We start from the raw sequence: 18,998 nt of genomic DNA, 5'->3' as shown, positions 1-18,998 counted from the left end.
AGGCCGTTTTTGTTTACCCCTGTCCCTCCCCGCCCCTACGGGTAAAGACAAACAAAAATGCCCCGATCTCTCGACCGGGGCATTTCTGTTTAACGCTGCTTATATATAGACGCTTATACAACTCTATACGTTAGTGCGACACCGCCCCGCTCGCCCCCAATCCGGTCTGCGAACGGACGAACTGCGGGAAGAACAGCGCCCGCTCATTGTCAGCTGCCGCGGACTTGTCGGTGATGGAGAAGAACCAGATGCCGACAAAGGCAATGGCCATCGAGAACAGCGCCGGGTACTCATACGGGAAGATCGCCTTCTCGTGCCCCATGATCTGCACCCAAATGGTCGGGCCCAACACCATCAAGCCCACCGCGCTGATCAGCCCCATCCAGCCGCCAACCATCGCCCCGCGAGTCGTCAGCTTCTTCCAGTACATGGAAAGCAGCAGTACCGGGAAGTTGCAGCTGGCAGCGATCGAGAATGCCAGGCCCACCATGAACGCGATGTTCTGGCTTTCGAACAGGATACCCAGAACAATCGCCAACACGCCCAAGGCGATGGTGGTGATCTTCGAAACCCGGATTTCATCCTTCTCGTTAGCCTTACCCTTCTTGATCACACTGGCGTACAGGTCGTGAGACACCGCCGTGGCCCCGGCCAGGGTCAGACCGGCAACCACCGCCAGAATGGTGGCGAAGGCCACCGCCGAGATGAAGCCGAGGAAGATACTGCCGCCCACTGCATTGGCCAGGTGCACCGCCGCCATGTTGTTGCCGCCCAACAGCGCCCCAGTAGCGTCCTTGAAGGCCGGGTTGGTGCTGACCAGCAGGATCGCGCCGAAGCCGATGATGAACGTCAGGATGTAAAAGTAGCCAATGAAGCCGGTGGCATACAGCACGCTTTTGCGCGCTTCTTTAGCGTCACTCACGGTGAAGAAGCGCATCAGGATATGCGGCAGGCCAGCGGTACCGAACATCAATGCCAGGCCAAGGGAGAATGCCGAGATCGGGTCTTTCACCAGACCGCCCGGGCTCATGATCGCTTCACCTTTGGGGTGAACCTTGATCGCCTCGGAGAACAGCGTATTGAAGTCGAAGTGGACGTGCTTCATCACCATCAGCGCCATGAACGACGCACCGGACAACAACAGCACAGCCTTGATGATCTGCACCCAAGTGGTCGCCAGCATGCCGCCGAACAACACATAGAGGCACATCAGGATCCCCACCAGAATCACCGCAACATGGTAGTCCAGGCCAAACAGCAGCTGGATCAGCTTACCGGCACCGACCATTTGCGCGATCAGATAGAACGCCACCACCACCAGCGAACCGCAGGCGGACAAGGTGCGAATCTGGGTTTGCCCAAGGCGGTAGGACGCCACGTCGGCAAAGGTGTACTTACCCAGGTTACGCAGACGCTCGGCGATCAAAAACAGAATGATCGGCCAGCCCACCAGGAAGCCGATCGAGTAGATCAGACCATCGTAGCCCGACGCGAACACCAGCGCGGAGATCCCCAGGAAGGACGCCGCCGACATGTAGTCACCGGCAATCGCCAGACCGTTCTGCAAACCGGTGATCCTGCCACCCGCCGCGTAGTAGTCAGCCGCCGACTTGTTGCGCTTGGAGGCCCAGTAAGTGATGCACAGCGTTGCGCCGACGAACACCACGAACATCAGGATCGCCGACACGTTGAGCGGTTGTTTATGCACTTCGCCGGTAAGCGCTTCGGCCGCCCAAACGGCCGGTGCGAAGGCTGCAATGCCTAAAGCTGCCAATAGACGCCGGATCATTGCTGAGCCTCCTTGAGAATCGCATTGTTCAGGTCGTCGAATTCGCCATTGGCGCGTCGTACGTAGATGGCGGTCAGGATGAAGGCCGAAACAATCAGCCCTACACCAATCGGGATGCCCCAGGTAATCGATGACCCGGGGCTGATCTTCGCCCCCAGCACATGCGGCCCGTAAGCAATCAGAAGAATGAATCCGGAGTACAACCCAAGCATGATCGCCGAGAGAATCCAGGCGAACCTTTCCCTTTTACGAACCAGCTCCTTGAAGCGCGGGCTGTTTTGAATCGAGAGGTAAATGCTGTCGTTCATTGTTTTTATCCTCGCAGCACAGATTTTAGTTGGAACGTATCCACTCTATGCGGCTACGGAACAGGTTCCAGACGACCTTAGTATTAGAACGACATGACCATTTCGCCAATTTTCAGTCGATAAAAAGCGCCCCTCCCTAACAAAAACACAAAAGCCACCTACATCACTGTAGGAGCACGGCTTGCCGGCGATGACGTCCTTAAGACCGCATCGCGAGCAAGCTCGGCTCCTACAGTGATATCAGGTGGCCCTGGAAAGTACTGACTAGACGCGTCAGATCAAATTACTTGGTCCACTCGGCGACGCGCGCCGGGTGTTTGGTCACCCAGTCCTTGGCTGCCACTTCAGGTTTGGCACCATCCTGGATGGCCAGCATGACTTCGCCGATTTCGTCTTTCGACGCCCACTGGAAGTTCTTCAGGAACTTCGCAACTTCCGGCGCTTTGGTTGCCAGTTCTTTGCTACCGATGCTGTTTACGGTTTCAGCTGCGCCATAAACGCCTTTTGGGTCTTCCAGGAAGCGCAGTTTCCACTTGGCGAACATCCAGTGCGGTACCCAACCGGTGACCGCGATGGATTCGTTTTTCTTCTCGGCACGGGTCAGTTCGGCAATCATGCCGGCACCGGAACTGGCCTTGAGGGTGTAGTTGCTCAGACCGTAGTCCTTGATCGCCTGATCGGTCTTGAGCATCACGCCTGAACCGGCGTCAATGCCGACGATACGACCTTTGAAGCTCTCGTCGGTTTTAAGATCCTCAATGGTCTTGGCCTTGACGTACTCCGGCACGATCAGACCGATTTTCGCATCCTTGAAGTTCGGGCCGTAATCGACGACCTGATCCTTGTTCTTCGCCCAGTATTCGCCATGGGTCACTGGCAGCCAGGCCGACAGCATTGCATCGAGTTTACCGGTGGCTACACCCTGCCACATGATCCCGGTGGCCACGGCTTGCAGTTTCACGTCGTAGCCGAGCTTTTGCTTGATCACTTCCGCAGCCACGTTGGTTGTGGCGACGCTGTCCGACCAGCCATCGACATAACCGATCGTCACTGCCTTGCCTTCGGCGCTGGCCACAGTAGAACTGATCGCCAGCACCAAAGCCGCACCTGCGCCCAAGAGTCGTCGCATCTTCATCGTTACTTCCCCGAAAGTGCTGCGCTCGACGGATGCCGAGCAACGTCAACGTATTGTTATGGTGCACAGCGCCCCCATCACGCCTCACCGCAAACTCGTTCGAACATCAGCGGAGTACTGATGCCCCGATAATCAACCTCGCGCCCAAGACGACCTGCTCTGGCTGCGACCTCAAGGCATCGAGAAACGACATCAGAACGCCAGTAATCGCGCCCTGCAAAAATGCCCCTGCGAATCCCGCCTGAACTTTGCATGTCAAAACCATGCAGGTCACCAGGCACGGGACAAATGCAGGTAAGATGCGCGGCTTTGTTCCCAGACGGCCTGACCATGCCCGCCACCTCGCGCTTCCCCTTCTTCGCTTATCTATTTGCCTGCCTGCTTGGCCTGTTTGCCCTTGGTGGTTACTGGTACGGGCTCGGTCAACCGGTGCTGCTGCCGGACGTGGCCAGCGCCACGCACAAATTGCAGTGTGCCTCGTACACACCGTTCGACAAGGACCAATCGCCGTTCGATCAGCCGTTCAAACTGCGCCCTGAACGCATGGACGCCGACCTCGCGTTGCTGGCAACCCGCTTCGAGTGCATTCGCACCTATTCGATGACCGGTCTCGAAGCGCTGCCGGACCTGGCGCGCAAGCGTGGCCTGAAGCTGATGATCGGCGCCTGGGTCAACAGCAACCCGGTGGACACTGCCAAGGAAGTCGAACTGCTGATCGCCGAGGCCAACGCCAACCCGGACGTGGTCAGTGCGGTGATCGTCGGCAACGAAACCCTGCTGCGCAAGGAAGTCACCGGCGCGCAATTGGCCAAGCTGATCAACCACGTCAAGAGCCACGTCAAACAGCCAGTGACCTACGCCGACGTCTGGGAGTTCTGGCTCAAGCATCCCGAAGTCGCCCCGGCGGTGGACTTCCTGACCATCCATTTGCTGCCGTACTGGGAAGATGATCCGTCCAACATCGACGCCGCCCTGCAGCACGTTGCCGAGGTTCGGCAGATCTTCGGCAGCCGCTTCGCGCCCAAGGACGTGCTGATTGGCGAAACCGGCTGGCCGAGTGAAGGTCGCCAGCGGGAAACCGCAGTACCGAGCCGCGTCAACGAAGCCAAGTTCATTCGTGGTTTTGTGGCGATGGCCGAGCAACAAGGCTGGCACTACAACCTGATCGAAGCCTTTGACCAACCGTGGAAACGCGCCAGTGAAGGTGCGGTCGGCGGTTACTGGGGGCTGTTCGACGCAAACCGCCAGGACAAAGGCGTACTGGCCGGCCCCGTCACCAACCTGCCGTTCTGGCCGCAATGGCTGGCTGTCGGCGGTCTGATCTTCCTCGGTACGCTGATGCTTGGCGGCCGCGTACGCAGTACTCGCGCAGCGTTGATGCTGCCACTGCTCGGTGCGGTCGCTGCATGCTCCATTGGCACCTGGGGTGAGCTGGCTCGCGCTACCAGCCGCTTTGCCGATGAGTGGATCTGGGCTGCGTTACTGACCGGCCTGAACTTTTTGGTGCTGGCCCATGCGGCGTTGTTCCTCAGCGCCAGAACCGGTTGGCGTGAACGCGCCTTCAATGCACTGGAACGTCGCGCTGGCTGGCTGCTCGCTGCCGCAGGATTCGCTTGCGCGGTGATGATGCTGGGGCTGGTGTTCGAACCGCGCTATCGCAGCTTCCCAAGCGCCGCCCTGCTGCTGCCAGCGCTGGTCTATCTGATTCGCCCGGTCAGTGCTCCGCGCCGGGAAATCGCGCTGCTGACCTTCATCATCGGCGCCAGCATTGCCCCGCAGCTGTACCGCGAAGGCCTGTTCAACCAGCAAGCCTGGGGCTGGGCGCTGGTTTGCCTGCTGATGATTGCCGCGCTGTGGCGCAGCTTGCGGGTTCGCAATACCTGATAAACAGCATTGATTATCGGCGGTCTTTTGTGGCGAGGGGGCTTGCCCCCGCTGGACTACGGAGTAGTCCCGAGTCCAGCCGATTCACCACGAGTTTTTTACGGCTGCTTCGCAGCCGAACGGGGCGGTGCGGCGTTCCGTCAAGCCGCCTCGCCACGTGCCCGGACCAACCGCAACCCGGCAATCACCACGGCAAATACCGCAATGCCGGTGTTGTACAGCGCCAATGCCGGAAATCCGAACACCAGCGCCAACACTGCCAGCCACCAGCCAGCCCGGCCCTGCACCACAAAGCCCAGCACCGCTGCCGCCAATGCAGCCCCGCCCATCACCTTGAAGTGAATCATCAAGCCGAGGGTCGAGCGCGCCTGGCATTCCCAACGGCTTGCCTCATCAACGCAGAGACCAACCCACTGGGCATCCTCCATCAGGACATAACGCAGGCCATAACTGGCGGCCAGCCACAGCGGCAAGGCGATAAGCAAAATAATGACGGGCAGACGGCGAGACATGAAGCACTCCGATAAACGAAAACGGCGCCCAGCTTAATCGCCCGCCAGCCGTAAGCAAGCGAGACCATCAGAAATCTGTTCAGCCAACCGCTGCAAAGTGTATCGTTCAGCCGCTATTGATCCGAATTCAGCCTCTTTGGTGCCGCCGCATGGCACTTTGGCGCAACACCGGTGGTCATAGCCTGCGAACCTCATCAGGTACCTTCCTCTAAGGGAATTAGTCATGCTCCGTTCCTTGCGCTTTGCTGCCTTGATAGGCGGCGTTATTTTGAGTGCGTCCGTACTGGCGGCAGACATCGACGCCGTCAGTTATGGCTACCCCTTGACCAACCCGTTCGAGGCGACCATCGCCACGACCCCGCCGGAGTTGCGTCCCGAGTTGCCGTCCGATGACGCGATTCATCAATCGGATTACACCCTGAAGCTGCGCCCGGAACGCGAGTTCGACCTGCCGGACAATTTCTGGCCAGTGAAAAAGCTCACCTATCGCATGGCCACACAGGATCACGCCGCACCGCTGATTTTCCTGATTGCCGGCACCGGCGCACGCTTCGACAGCAGCATTAACGAATACCTGAAAAAGCTCTACTACAAGGCCGGTTATCACGTCGTGCAACTGTCCTCACCGACCAGTTTCGACTTCATGAGCGCCGCTTCCCGCTTTGCCACCCCGGGCGTGTCAAAGGAAGACGCCGAGGACATGTACCGCGTGATGCAAGCGGTGCGTGCACAAAACCCGAAGCTGCCGATCACCGACTACTACCTCACCGGCTACAGCCTGGGTGGACTGGATGCGGCGTTTGTCAGCAAGCTGGATGAAACCCGACGCAGCTTCAACTTCAAGAAAGTCTTGCTGCTCAATCCTCCAGTCAACCTCTACACCTCTGTCACCAACCTCGACAAACTGGTGCAAACCGAGGTCAAGGGCATCAACAACAGCACCACGTTCTATGAACTGATGCTCAACAAGCTGACGCGCTACTTCCAGCAAAAAGGCTACATCGACCTCAACGACGCGCTGGTCTACGACTTCCAGCAATCGAAACAGCACCTGACCAACGAACAGATGGCCATGCTGATCGGCACCTCGTTCCGCTTTTCGGCCGCCGACATCACCTTCACCTCGGACCTGATCAACCGACGCGGCCTGATCACCCCGCCCAAGTTTCCGATCACCGAAGGCACCAGCCTCACGCCATTCCTCAAGCGTGCACTGCAATGTGATTTCAACTGCTACCTCACCGAGCAGGTGATCCCGATGTGGCGCGCCAGGACCGACGGCGGCAGCATCTTGCAGCTGATTGACCAGGTCAGCCTCTACGCACTCAAGGACTACCTGCACGACAGCCCGAAAATTGCCGTGATGCACAATGCCGACGATGTGATCCTCGGCCCGGGCGACCTCGGTTTCTTGCGTAAAACCTTCGGCGATCGCCTGACGGTTTACCCTCACGGCGGCCATTGCGGCAACCTCAACTACCGCGTCAACGCCGACGCCATGCTGGAGTTCTTCCGTGGCTAAACACCTCCTTCTGCTTGCTGCACTGCTTGGCGCAGTCGGCTATGCCCATGCCGACAACAGCAAGGCCAACTCCACGACTGTGGTTGATCAGGATGGCTTCACCGAGCCGATGACCAAACTCAAGTTCAACCCGGGGCTGGACCAGCGTGAGTTCGAACGCTCGACCCTGAATGCGCTGAGTGTCTATGACCCGCTGGAGTCGTGGAACCGTCGGGTCTACCACTTCAACTACCGCTTCGACCAATGGGTGTTCCTGCCGGTGGTCGACGGTTATCGCTATATCACCCCAAGCTTCCTGCGCACTGGCGTCAGCAACTTCTTCAACAACCTGGGTGATGTGCCCAATCTGGTGAACAGCCTGCTGCAGTTCAAGGGCCAGCGTTCGCTGGACATCACCGGGCGATTGCTGCTCAACACGACCCTCGGCATCGGCGGCCTGTGGGACCCGGCCACCGCCATGGGCCTGCCGCGCCAGGTCGAAGACTTCGGCCAGACGCTGGGCTTCTACGGGGTTCCGGGCGGCGCTTACTTCGTACTGCCAATCCTCGGCCCCTCGAACCTGCGCGATACCGCAGGCCTTGCGGTCGACTATACGGCGGAGTCGGCCATCAACTACCTGAACGTCTCGAAAGTCAGCGCAAACCACCCGGAAATCTGGGTCCTGCGCAGCATCGACAAGCGCTATCAGACCAACTTCCGCTACGGCCAGCTGAACTCGCCGTTCGAGTACGAGAAAGTGCGTTACGTGTACACCGAAGCGCGCAAGTTGCAGATCGCCGAGTAATTTCAGCGGTAACAATAAAAGGCCATTCGAGAAGATCGAATGGCCTTTTATTCAGTGCATTTATTTCGTCGACCATCGATTAGTTCTCAACACCTTTAATACACTACCATTAGTAAGGTAAACGTGTGACCCATTCGCATTCACCGCCACCGAATTCGGCGCCCCACCAACAGTAATATCATCGACCACCTCATGGTTATTTTCTATGTCAACTACTGTCATTTTGGCACCGATCGCCGCAACTATAAACGCATGTGAGTTATTCGGCGTCAAGGCGGCAGCAGTGGCCCTCCCGTCAAGCTCAGCAATAACTTTTTTATTTATGAGATCATGCACCTGAACCCAGTCATTTGGAGCACTACTCACATAGAGATGAGAGCCTCCTGAATTGAGTGCCAATACATCCCCACCACGAAAGGCGTTAACGCTTACTTTACTCCACCCAAGCAGATCTATAACATTAATAAAACTACCGTCGCTTACACCGGCATGATTGCCTTCCCTGCTGAGCGCACGTCTATTTGGGCGAAAATAGAGAGCGAGCGTTTTTTTAACTTGAGGATTATCACCCAAATCAAACTCCTGAAAATCAAGCCCGGACATTGCATACGCACTAAAAGGGTTCTTACTCGCTAGCATTTGGTATACGCTCAGCGGTATATCCCTCACTTTACTCCAATCAGAAGCAGACAGTTCCAGGATGATATTCCGGTCTACAAAATCAATATAGGCTCTCGACTTGTCTGAACTAAAAATAACACTGCGCGCTCGCCCCTGCACACTCAACCTCTTAGCAACGAGACCATCAGCGGCATTTACTATTACCACTTCCCCTGAGCTAGGAACACATACCACAATAACGCGGCCATCTGGACTGATGGCGAACTCCTGCGCTCCAGGGAGCTCAATCGTCCCCTCAAAGTAACTAGACACCATAAAAACACTCCATTATCTAAAAGTCCGGATTGCACGTCGCACGCGTGTCAATCAGACCTTTATTACTGAGCATTGCCTACTGTCATAAATACCAGTCACGACAAACGGTAAAAACAAGAATACCAACCGTGAAAACTGGAGATCACCCGAGTAACTTATCGGCAAAAAAAAGGCCATTCGACTCGAATCGAATGGCCTTTTTTCATGCCTGTCCCACATTTTGGACAATGTTCGGTTTCAGCCTTTCAGCGCTTTCCAGAACTTGCTGACAACCATCACTGCTGCCAACACCACCGCACCCGCCACAATACCCGCCACCGCATTCAGCAAGGTCGGCACGATAAACCCGGCACCACCGGCACCTGCACCGACGCCTTCAATCCAGTGATGCACCACCGGCACACCGTGGGTCAGGATCCCGCCGCCGACCAAAAACATCGCCGCCGTACCGATCACCGAGAGGCTTTTCATCATGTACGGCGCGGCGCGCAGGATCGCGCCACCGATGCTTTTGGCCATTTGCCCAGGCTTGCGGGTCAGCCACAGGCCAAGGTCGTCGAGCTTGACGATACCCGCCACCAGGCCATAGACGCCGATGGTCATGACGATAGCGATGCCTGAAACCACAATCACTTGCTGCATCAGTGTTGCACCGGCGACGGTGCCGAGGGTGATGGCGATGATTTCAGCCGAAAGAATGAAGTCGGTGCGCACCGCGCCTTTGATCTTGTCCTGCTCGTATGCCACCAGATCTGTCGCCGGATCAGCGACGGCTTCAACCAACTGCGCGTGTTCCGCCTGATCTTCAGTCTTGCTGTGCAAAAACGAGTGGGCAAGCTTTTCAAAGCCTTCTAAACACAAGTAGGCGCCACCGACCATCAACAAGGGCGTCACCAGCCAAGGAACGAATGCACTGATGGCCAGCGCCGACGGCACCAGGATCAGCTTGTTGCGAAACGAGCCCTTGGCCACGGCCCAGACCACCGGAATTTCCCGCTCGGCGCGGACACCGGATACCTGCTGGGCGTTGAGCGCCAAGTCGTCACCGAGCACGCCGGCGGTCTTCTTCGCGGCCATCTTGGTCATCAGCGCGACGTCATCGAGTACAGCGGCGATATCGTCGATCAACACCAGCAAACTGCTTCCAGCCATGGGTAAAGCTTCCCTACGCAAATAAAGTGCGCGGAGCATAACGTGCCCGGTGCGAGGGAAGCGAGACACCTCAACGTTCGGTTTGAGCAGCCGATTGCCCTTGCCAGCCTCCACCCAGGCTCTGGAACAACGCGACGCTGCCCTGACTCAGCAAACCTTGGGTATCGCGCAGGTTCTGCTCGGCTTGCAGCAGGACCAATTGCTGAGTCAGCACCGTTTGCTGACTGACGGTGCCCGCGCGCTTTTGCGCCTCCTGGCTGCCGAACAATTGCCGGTTGCGCTGGTAGATCTGCTCGAAGGCCTGGGCCTGGGTGTGCAGGTGATTGATCGCCGAGAGGTTGTCTTCAACGTTTTGCAATGCACTGAGTACCGTGCCGCGATAGTTCGCCACATCCTGATCGTAACTGGCCTGCGCCTGCTGCACCGCGGCTTCCCGGGCACCGCCCTCGAAAAGGGTTTCGGCCAACGCCGGGCCAAGGGTCCAGACCCGGTTCGGCACGCTGAACAAGCCACCCAGCGCCGTACCGCGATAACCGACCTGACCGGTCAGATTCAGCGTCGGGAAAAACGCCGCCTCGGCCACGCCGATCTTCGCATTCGCCGCCGCTGCCGCACGCTCGGCGGACACCACATCGGGACGGCGCTGCAACAGACTCGACGGCAGGCTCAGCGGCGGCATGGGCACCACGAAGCGATAGTTTGCCGTCGACGGCAGATTGAATTGCGCAGGCGCCACGCCCACCAGCACCGCCAGCGCATGCTCGAACTGCTCACGCGAGCGCTGTGCAGTTTGCAAGGCCGCGACCACGCTGGTCAGCTGATCCTGGGCGACGAGCAATTGATCGTTGGTCGCGGTGCCTTGCACGGTCTGAATCTGAATCATCGTCAGCAACTGCTGATTGATCGCCTGCTGCTGTTGCAACAAACCGACGTCGATGTCCAGCTGGCGCAAGCCCAGGTAGTTACTGGCGACACTGGCGCTGATGGACAGGCGCACGCCTGCCAGCAGCGCGTCGGAAGCCTGGGCCGACGCCTGACTCGACTCGATGCCGCGCCGCACCAGACCCCACAGATCCGGTTCCCAGCTGGCGCTCAACGTGGCGCTAACCGTTTGCACGACACCGCCAGCACTGCCGCCAGACGAGGTACTGGTGCCAGAGCTGCTACTGCCGCCTGCGCCAACACCCCGCGATCCGGACAACCCGACACCCACCGTCGGCCACAACCCGGCGCGGCTCGACGCCACCTGAGCCTGTGCCAGGCGATAGGCCGCTTCGGCGGCGATGATCGATTGATTGGCCTTGGCTGAGCGCGCAATCAGGTCATTGAGGATCGGGTCCTGGTATGAAAGCCACCACTGGCTGTCCAGCGCGCCCTGCGGATTGGCCGCCGCACGCTGCCATTGCGCACCCTCCTTGAAGCTCATCGGCAATTCGATGGCCGGTTTTTGATAATCAGGGCCGACCATGCAACCGCCAAGTACCACCCAAAGCATGACGCCACTGATCTGTAGCAGCTGGCGAAGCCTGCGTTCGATCGCGCAGCGGTCGCCAAAAGGCTGACGGCGACTTCGTCCCCGAACGCAGGCTTCGCCAGCTGCTACAAGGGATTTGCGTTCACTGCTCATTCACGTCTCCCCAGGCGCCGGGACGCCCGATCGAGCCAGAGATAGATCACCGGGGTGGTGTAAAGCGTCAGCATCTGGCTGAACACCAGCCCGCCAATAATCGAAATGCCCAGCGGCCGACGCAGCTCCGAGCCGTAGCCACTGCCGAGTACCAGCGGCAACGCACCGAGGATCGCGGCCAGCGTGGTCATCATGATCGGCCGGAAGCGGATCAGGCACGCCCGGCGAATCGCCTCCTTGGCGCTCAGCCCCTGCTCCCGGCGCTCGGTGATCGCAAAGTCGATCATGATGATCGCGTTCTTCTTGACGATGCCGATCAGCAAAATCACCCCCACCAAGGCAATGATCGACAACTCGGTGCCGGTCAACAACAAGGCAATTAGCGCTCCCACGCCGGCCGATGGCAAGGTCGACAGGATGGTCAACGGGTGGGTCAGGTTTTCGTAGAGGATGCCCAGCACGATGTACACCGACAACAACGCTGCGCAAATCAGCAGCGGCTCGCTGGCCACCGACGACTGGAACACCTGCGCCGTCCCGGCGAATTGCCCGACCACGCTGGCGGGCATTCGCAGCTGTGCCACGGCATTGTCGACCAATGCCGTGGCCTGGCCGATGGACACACCGGACGCCAGGTTGAACGAGGCCGTCACCGCCGGGAACGTGCCCTGGTGACTGATGGAAATGGCCGTGCGATCCACCGAGTAATCGGCCAGCGCCGACAACGGCACCAACTGCGGGTTGGCGTTGGCACTCAGGTTCGGCACAACGCTGCGGCCCCTGCTCACCGCGAGCGTGCCAACCGGCACATAGATCGAGCCGAGCGTTGCCGGGTCAGTCCAGTACGGCGGCGCTACCTCCATCACGATGTGGTACTGATTGGCCGCGCGATAAATGGTCGAGACCTGGCGCTGGCCAAAGGCGTCGTACAGTGTCTGGTCGATCGCCGAAATACTGACCCCGAGCCGTGCCGCCACATCGCGGTTGATCTTCACGTTGGCCAGCAGGCTGTTGTCCTGCTGATCGGTGTTGAGGTCGGTCAGTTGCGGCAATGCATGCAATACCGCCAGCACCTTGGGCACCCATTCATCCAGCGTGCTCTGATCATCGGCGGTCATCGTGTACTGGTACTGCGCGCCACTCTGGCGACCACCGACGGTGATGTCCTGGGACGACTGCAAATACAGGCGCGTACCCGGCATCTCGCCGAGGGTGCGGCGGACTTGCGCGATCACCTGATCGGCGCCGTCCCGGCGCTCGGCCAGCGGCTTGAGGGCTATGAACAACTGCGCCGTGTTGATCGCCCCGCCACCGCCCCCACCTCCGCCGACAAAACCGCCCACCGTCAGCACGTTCGGATTGCCCAGGACCTTCTGGTTGATCTCCCTGAAACTGCGTTGCATCGACGCGTAGGAAACGCTTTGTGGCGCGACGATGCTGCCGGACAAACGCCCGGTGTCTTCCTGTGGAAAAAAGCCCTTGGGCACCCACACATACAACACCCCGGCGAAGGCAATCACCACCAGTGTGAGCAGGCCCATCAGCACCGAGTGCTCGATGACCCAGCCGAGAGTACGGTCGTAAAACCGGTGAAATCGCGAGTCGGGTTGATCGCTGTCGTTCGTCGCCTGCTCCTGAGTGCGCAGCAATAGGCTGGACAGCATCGGCGTGACCGTCAGCGAGATCAGCATGGAAATCATGATCGCCACCGACAAGGTGATCGAGAACTCGCGAAACAGCCGGCCGACAATCCCGCCCATCAACAACAATGGAATGAACACCGCCACCAGCGATACGCTGATGCTCAGCACGGTGAAGCCGACTTCCTGCGCGCCCACCAAGGCTGCATGCAGACGGCTCTCGCCTTTTTCCAGGTGACGCATGATGTTCTCGACCACCACGATCGCATCGTCCACCACGAACCCGGTGGAAATGGTCAGCGCCATCAGCGACAGGTTGTTCAGGCTGTAGCCGAGGAAATACATCGCGCCGAAGGTGCCCAACAGCGACAACGGCACCGCAATGGCCGGCACCAGGGTGCTGCGCCAATCGCGAAAGAAGCCGAACGTCACCAGCGTCACCAGCACAATCGAGGCGATCAGCGACAACTCGACATCATGCAGCGACGCACGAATGGTGGTGGTGCGGTCCATCAGGATATTGAGTTTGATGCTCGCCGGAATCGAACTTTGCAGGAACGGCAGTTCGGCTTTCACCGCATCCACGGCACTGATGACGTTCGCCCCCGGCTGCTTGAACACCACCAGCAGCACCGCCGACTTGCCGTTGGACAGACCGAAATTGCGCAAGTCCTCGACGTCTTCGCGCACATAGCCAAGGTCGGAGATACGCACCACATCACCGTTGTGTTGCCTGACCACCAGCGGCGCGTAATCATCCTTCTTGTAAAGCATGTCGTTCGCCGCAATGCCCTGCGATTGCGCCCCGACGGCCACCGAACCCTTGGGCAGGTTGGCGTTGGAAGATGCGATCACCGCCCGCACCTGCTCCAGGCTGACGCCGTAGTGGTTGAGCCGGTCCGGGTTCAGCTCAATGCGCACCGCCGGCAAGGCGCCGCCACCCACAATCACGTCGCCGACGCCTTTGGTTTGCAGCAGGCGTTGTTGAAGCAGGGTCGAGGCGACATCGTACATTTGCCCCGGTGTGGCAGTGTCTGAGGTCAGGCTGATGACCAGAATCGGCGAATCGGCGGGGTTGACCTTGCGGTAGGTCGGGTTGCCCGCCAGGTCACTCGGCAGGTTGGTTCGCGCCGCATTGATCGCCGCCTGCACGTCCCGCGCGGCGCCGTTGATGTCGCGATTCAAATCGAATTGCAGGTTGATCCGGGTCGCGCCCAAGGTACTGGACGAGGTCATCTGGGTGACGCCGGCGATCTGTCCGAACTGGCGCTCCAGCGGCGTTGCCACCGAGCTGGCGACGGTGCTCGGGTCCGCTCCGGGCAGCGATGCACGGACGCTGATGGTCGGAAAGTCCACCTCGGGCAAGGGCGCCACCGGCAGCAACAGAAACGCCAGGATGCCGGCCAGCGCCAGCCCCGCCGCCAGCAGAGTGGTGGCAATCGGGCGCTGGATGAACGGCGCGCTGAGGTTCATCGCCGTCAGCCTTCAACGACCGGACGTCGCCCACTAAAACGGCGTTCCAGCTTATGCATGGCGAGGAAAATCACCGGCGTGGAGAACAGCGTCAGCAATTGGCTGAGCAGCAGACCGCCGATAATCGCAATCCCCAGCGGATGCCGCAGCTCGGAGCCAATCCCGGTGCCCAGCGCCAACGGCACCGCACCGAACAGCGAGGCCATGCTGGTCATCAAAATCGGCCGAAAACGCAGTTCGGCTGCCTGGCGGATCGCCGCCTGCGGGCTCAAACCGCCCTTGCGCTGCAGCTCCAGCGCGAAGTCGACCATCATGATGCCGTTCTTCATGACGATGCCGATCAGCAGCACAATGCCGATCAAACCAATGATGTCGAACTGCGTGCCGGTGATCAGCAACGCCAGCAATGCGCCCAACGCTGCCGACAGCAGGGTCGAGAGGATCGTCACCGGGTGCACGAAGCTTTCGTAGAGAACCCCCAGCATCAGGTACACCACGACAATCGCCGCGATCACCAGAAATACCTGATTGGATAAAGACGCCTCGAAGGTCGCCGCCGCGCCTTCCAGCGACGCTTGCACGGTCAACGGCAAACCGAGTTGCGACTCCACGTCCTTGAGCCGGTTCACCGCTGCGCCGAGGGACTGGCCAGGTGCGAGATTGAATGACACGTCAGCGTAGGGAAACTGCCCGAGTCGGTTGATGGTGATCGGCGTGCGCACCACTTGCATACTGGCCATGCTCGACAGCGGCGCCACCCCGCCGCCCGGAATGTTCACGTAAAGGCCGGTGAGCAGATCAGCCAGATTGTGCGGCGGATGATCGGTGGCCAGCACCACATGATATTGATTGAGCTGGGTGTAGAGGGTCGACACCTGACGCTGGCCGAAGGCGTCGTACAGCACATCGTCGATGGCTTGCGGCGTAATGCCCAGGCGCGAAGCGGTGGCACGGTCGAAGGTCAGCTGGATCTGATTGCCGAACTGCAGCGCCTGGCTTTGCACGTCGGTGAACATCGGGTCGTGCTTGAGCGCCGTCAGCAGTTTGCCGGTCCACAGCGCCAGCACCTCCGGCTCGGTGGCTTGCAGGCCGAGGCGATAGCTGGTGGTCGACACCGTGGCATCCAGGGTCAAATCCTGCACTGCGTGCAGGTACAGACGAATGCCGGCGTCATCGCTGTTCGCATCCGCCAGCCTGCGGATCACCATCGCGCTGCTGTCGCGCATTCCATGGGGTTTGAGGTTGATCAGCAAATTACCCTGGTTGATCGTCGGGTTGGTCTGATCGATGCCGACAAAAGACGACAGGCTCTCGACTGCCGGATCTCGCAGAATCCTCAGAGCCAGTCGCTGCTGCTCGACCTGCATCTGCTGGAACGAGATGGTTGGCGACGCCTGGGAGATGCCCTGAATCAGCCCGGTATCCTGTTCGGGAAAAAAACCCTTGGGCATGAGTACGATCAGCAGCAAGGTCAGCAACGCGGTGCATATCACCGAGATAAGGGTCAGCAGCTGATGCGCCAACACCCAATCCAGCCCCCGTAAATAGTGACCGTTGACCCGGTCGAAAAAGTCGACCCGTCGCTCCTGCTGCCGGGGCTTGAGCATCCGCGCGCACATCATCGGTGTCAGGGTCAGCGAGATCAGCGCCGAAATAATGATGGTCACCGCCACGGTCATGGCGAACTCGCGAAACAACCGGCCCACCACATCGCCCATGAACAGCAGCGGGATCATCACCGCAATCAGCGCCACCGACAGCGAAATGATGGTGAAGCCGATCTGCGCCGAGCCCTTGAGCGCGGCTTGCAAGGGCGGCTCTCCGGCCTCGATGTAGCGCGTGATGTTTTCGATCATCACGATGGCGTCATCGACCACAAAACCGATGGCAATGGTCAGCGCCATCAGCGTCAGGTTGTTCAGCGAGAAGCCCAATGCGTAGGCTACCGCCAGCGTGCCAATCAGGGTCAGCGGCACCGTGACGGCGGGGATTACGGTCGCCGGGATTTTGCGCAGGAACAGGAAAATTACCAACACCACCAGCACCACCGCGACCGACAATTCGTACTGCACGTCGGTGACCGAGGCGCGGATGGTCTGAGTGCGGTCGGTGAGCACGGCGACTTTCAACGTACCCGGCAGACTGGCGCGCAGCGTCGGCAACAGTCGCTGGACCCGGTCCACCACGTCGATCACGTTGGCCCCGGGCTGGCGCTTGATATTCAGCAGAATCGAGGGCGTGCTGTCGGTCCAGGCCGCCTGACGCGGATTTTCCGGTCCCTGAATGGAACTGGCGATCTGCGCCAGACGAATCGGCGCAGCGTTTTTATAAGCGATCACCAGCTCGTTATAGTCATCGGCCGACTGCAACTGATCGTTGCCGCCAATCGAGTACGCCTGGAACTTGCCGTCGATGTTGCCTTTGGCCTGATTGACATTGGCATTGCCCAGCGCCGTGCGCAGTTCCTCCAATGACAGGCCCAGGTTGTTCAACGCCGAGGTATTGGCCTGAACCCGCACCGCCGGGCGTTGACCGCCGCTGATGGTGACCAGACCAACACCGGTGATCTGCGAGATTTTTTGCGCCAGTCGAGTGTCGGCAAGGTCTTCGATCCTGGTCAGGGGCAACACGTCGGAGGTCAGCGACAGAGTCAGCACCGGGGCGTCTGCCGGGTTGACCTTGCTGTACACCGGCGGGTACGGCAGGTTCGTCGGCAGGAAAGTCCCGGCAGCGTTGATGGCGGCTTGCACCTCTTGTTCGGCGATATCCAGCGACAACGCCAGATCAAATTGCAGGGTAATCACCGAGGCGCCGTCGGAGCTGGTGGAGTTCATCGATTTAAGCCCCGGCATCTCGCCGAGCTGACGCTCCAGTGGCGCGGTGATCGACGAGCTGACCACCTGCGGACTGGCGCCGGTGTATTGGGTAAACACCTGAATAGTCGGGTAATCGACCTCGGGCAGCGCCGACACCGACAGCAAGTGATAACCCAGCATCCCCAGCAGCAACACCGCCACCATCAACAGCGTGGTGGCGACCGGCCGCTCGATAAAGGGCCGCGAGACGTTCATGGCTGGCGGCTGTTCATTGGGCGACGACCTTCACGGGCGAGCCATCATCGAGCTTGTCCGCGCCCTCGGTGATCACCTGTTCGCCGGGTTTGACGCCGTGATCGAGTATCGCCGTGACGTCACCCATCGAAGGACCTGCCTTGATGTTGCGCAGGCTGGCCTTGTCGCCATTGACCACGAATACGAAGTCACCTTTGCTGCCATGTTGAATCGCCGTGGTCGGTGTCACCGGTACCTGGCTCAGCGTGTCGACCTTGAGCCGGGCGTTGACGAACTGATTGGGGAACAACGCATTGCCGGAATCGTCGAACTGCGCCTTGACCTTGATCGTGCCAGTGCTGGTGTCCACCTGGTTATCCAGTGCCAGCAGGCTGCCGGTGCCCAGCAGGCCGTGCTTGTTGCGGTCGTAGGCAAGCACCGTCACCGGCCCTTTGGCCATCGCCTGATGGATCGCCGCCAAATCATCCTCGGGCACCGCGAACACCACCGTCGCCGGGCGCATTTGGGTAATCAGCGCAATACCCGTGGTAGTGGCTGTGGTCACATAGTTGCCCGGATCGACCAGCCGCAAACCCACCACGCCATCGACCGGCGAGGTAATGGTGCAGTAACTCAACTGGACTTCGAGGTTCTGCACACTGCCTTGATCGGCGGCGACCGTGCCTTGTTGCTGCTGCACCAGGGACGCCTGGGTGTCGAGGGTTTGCTGGCTGGTGGAACCGATTTTGATCAATTCGCGAAAACGCGTCAGATCACGCTGGGCATTACTCAACACCGCTTGATCGTGAGCCAGCGTGCCTCTGGCCACCGCCAGTTGTGCCTTCAGCGCCCGATCGTCGATCCGCGCGATGACCTGGCCCTTGCGCACCTGCTGGCCTTCCTCGAATTCGACCGAGGCAAGAATGCCGTTGACCTGCGTTATCACGGTCACACTGCGAGTGGGCGTGACCGTCCCCAGGGCGTCGATATACACCGGCACATCCTGCAAGGTCACCGCCGCAACTGCCACCGGCTCGGCAGGTGTTGGCGGCTTGCCTTTGCGTTGTCCGCTCTCGCGGTAAAACCACAGGGCGGCGGTCAACAACACCAGCAGCACTGCCCCGATCACCAGAGCAAATTTGCCTCGCCTGCTCTTCTCCACGGTTTCTCACTCAAACGGGCTGAA

General features: G+C 59.6%; 13 protein-coding genes. 3 read left to right on the top strand and 10 right to left on the bottom strand.

What is annotated here, in order from left to right:
• Positions 1-130: 130 nt before the first annotated feature.
• From KRR23_RS12195 to KRR23_RS12185, 3 genes are all read right to left on the bottom strand, one after another.
• Complete coding sequence (locus KRR23_RS12195; protein ID WP_216742692.1) at positions 131-1,789, bottom strand: cation acetate symporter; 1,659 nt, start codon at positions 1,787-1,789, stop codon at positions 131-133.
• Positions 1,786-2,097: a DUF485 domain-containing protein gene (locus KRR23_RS12190; protein WP_216742691.1), complete on the bottom strand. Its 312-nt coding sequence runs from the start codon at positions 2,095-2,097 to the stop codon at positions 1,786-1,788. The genes KRR23_RS12195 and KRR23_RS12190 overlap by 4 nt, the downstream gene beginning before the upstream one ends.
• Before the next feature lie 283 nt (positions 2,098-2,380).
• Positions 2,381-3,232: a glycine betaine ABC transporter substrate-binding protein gene (locus tag KRR23_RS12185; RefSeq protein ID WP_216742690.1), complete on the bottom strand. Its 852-nt coding sequence runs from the start codon at positions 3,230-3,232 to the stop codon at positions 2,381-2,383.
• 288 nt (positions 3,233-3,520) lie between these two features.
• Here KRR23_RS12185 and KRR23_RS12180 point away from each other — a divergent pair, with 288 nt between their 5' ends.
• Positions 3,521-5,116, top strand: a complete 1,596-nt coding sequence (locus tag KRR23_RS12180) for a beta (1-6) glucans synthase (protein ID WP_216742689.1) — start codon at positions 3,521-3,523, stop codon at positions 5,114-5,116.
• 140 nt (positions 5,117-5,256) lie between these two features.
• Here the strand turns inward: KRR23_RS12180 and KRR23_RS12175 are convergent, their stop codons facing one another.
• Positions 5,257-5,628: a hypothetical protein gene (locus KRR23_RS12175; protein ID WP_216742688.1), complete on the bottom strand. Its 372-nt coding sequence runs from the start codon at positions 5,626-5,628 to the stop codon at positions 5,257-5,259.
• A gap of 223 nt (positions 5,629-5,851) precedes the next feature.
• Here KRR23_RS12175 and KRR23_RS12170 point away from each other — a divergent pair, with 223 nt between their 5' ends.
• Positions 5,852-7,150 (top strand): serine/threonine protein kinase, encoded by a 1,299-nt coding sequence (locus KRR23_RS12170; protein ID WP_216742687.1) that lies wholly within the window; start codon positions 5,852-5,854, stop codon positions 7,148-7,150.
• Positions 7,143-7,934: a VacJ family lipoprotein gene (locus KRR23_RS12165; RefSeq protein WP_216742686.1), complete on the top strand. Its 792-nt coding sequence runs from the start codon at positions 7,143-7,145 to the stop codon at positions 7,932-7,934. Before KRR23_RS12170 ends, KRR23_RS12165 begins: the two co-directional genes overlap by 8 nt.
• 60 nt (positions 7,935-7,994) lie before the next feature.
• On the opposite strand, the gene KRR23_RS12160 is transcribed toward KRR23_RS12165, so the two are convergent.
• The 6 genes from KRR23_RS12160 to KRR23_RS12135 form a co-directional block, all read right to left on the bottom strand.
• On the bottom strand, positions 7,995-8,870 hold the full coding sequence (locus tag KRR23_RS12160) for a YncE family protein (RefSeq protein WP_216742685.1): 876 nt from the start codon (positions 8,868-8,870) through the stop codon (positions 7,995-7,997).
• A gap of 237 nt (positions 8,871-9,107) precedes the next feature.
• Complete coding sequence (locus KRR23_RS12155) at positions 9,108-10,022, bottom strand: DUF808 domain-containing protein (RefSeq protein ID WP_216742684.1); 915 nt, start codon at positions 10,020-10,022, stop codon at positions 9,108-9,110.
• Positions 10,023-10,092: 70 nt separating this feature from the next.
• Positions 10,093-11,517 carry an efflux transporter outer membrane subunit gene (locus KRR23_RS12150; RefSeq protein ID WP_216742705.1) on the bottom strand — a complete coding sequence of 475 codons (1,425 nt, stop codon included), beginning with the start codon at positions 11,515-11,517 and terminating at the stop codon, positions 10,093-10,095.
• A 128-nt stretch (positions 11,518-11,645) separates the two neighbouring features.
• Positions 11,646-14,762, bottom strand: coding sequence for an efflux RND transporter permease subunit (locus KRR23_RS12145; RefSeq protein WP_216742683.1), 3,117 nt, complete (start codon positions 14,760-14,762; stop codon positions 11,646-11,648).
• A gap of 5 nt (positions 14,763-14,767) precedes the next feature.
• Positions 14,768-17,833, bottom strand: a complete 3,066-nt coding sequence (locus tag KRR23_RS12140; protein ID WP_216742682.1) for an efflux RND transporter permease subunit — start codon at positions 17,831-17,833, stop codon at positions 14,768-14,770.
• A 13-nt stretch (positions 17,834-17,846) separates the two neighbouring features.
• Positions 17,847-18,974, bottom strand: coding sequence for an efflux RND transporter periplasmic adaptor subunit (locus KRR23_RS12135; RefSeq protein WP_216742681.1), 1,128 nt, complete (start codon positions 18,972-18,974; stop codon positions 17,847-17,849).
• Positions 18,975-18,998: the final 24 nt, after the last annotated feature.

Origin of the sequence: Pseudomonas sp. CVAP#3 (assembly GCF_018986375.1) — a bacterium.
Lineage (GTDB): Bacteria > Pseudomonadota > Gammaproteobacteria > Pseudomonadales > Pseudomonadaceae > Aquipseudomonas > Aquipseudomonas helvetica.
Note: the sequence above shows the minus strand (reverse complement) of the source record. Positions and strands in the feature narration are given on the sequence as shown.

Bases quoted from the DNA above. Each gene is read 5' to 3' on its own strand.
- KRR23_RS12190 (WP_216742691.1), bottom strand. From the start codon at position 2,097: ATGAACGACAGCATTTACCTCTCGATTCAAAACAGCCCGCGCTTCAAG.
- KRR23_RS12170 (WP_216742687.1), top strand. From the start codon at position 5,852: ATGCTCCGTTCCTTGCGCTTTGCTGCCTTGATAGGCGGCGTTATTTTG.
- KRR23_RS12185 (WP_216742690.1), bottom strand. From the start codon at position 3,232: ATGAAGATGCGACGACTCTTGGGCGCAGGTGCGGCTTTGGTGCTGGCG.
- KRR23_RS12150 (WP_216742705.1), bottom strand. From the start codon at position 11,517: ATGCTTTGGGTGGTACTTGGCGGTTGCATGGTCGGCCCTGATTATCAA.
- KRR23_RS12160 (WP_216742685.1), bottom strand. From the start codon at position 8,870: ATGGTGTCTAGTTACTTTGAGGGGACGATTGAGCTCCCTGGAGCGCAG.
- KRR23_RS12180 (WP_216742689.1), top strand. From the start codon at position 3,521: ATGCAGGTAAGATGCGCGGCTTTGTTCCCAGACGGCCTGACCATGCCC.
- KRR23_RS12145 (WP_216742683.1), bottom strand. From the start codon at position 14,762: ATGAACCTCAGCGCGCCGTTCATCCAGCGCCCGATTGCCACCACTCTG.
- KRR23_RS12175 (WP_216742688.1), bottom strand. From the start codon at position 5,628: ATGTCTCGCCGTCTGCCCGTCATTATTTTGCTTATCGCCTTGCCGCTG.
- KRR23_RS12195 (WP_216742692.1), bottom strand. From the start codon at position 1,789: ATGATCCGGCGTCTATTGGCAGCTTTAGGCATTGCAGCCTTCGCACCG.
- KRR23_RS12155 (WP_216742684.1), bottom strand. From the start codon at position 10,022: ATGGCTGGAAGCAGTTTGCTGGTGTTGATCGACGATATCGCCGCTGTA.
- KRR23_RS12140 (WP_216742682.1), bottom strand. From the start codon at position 17,833: ATGAACGTCTCGCGGCCCTTTATCGAGCGGCCGGTCGCCACCACGCTG.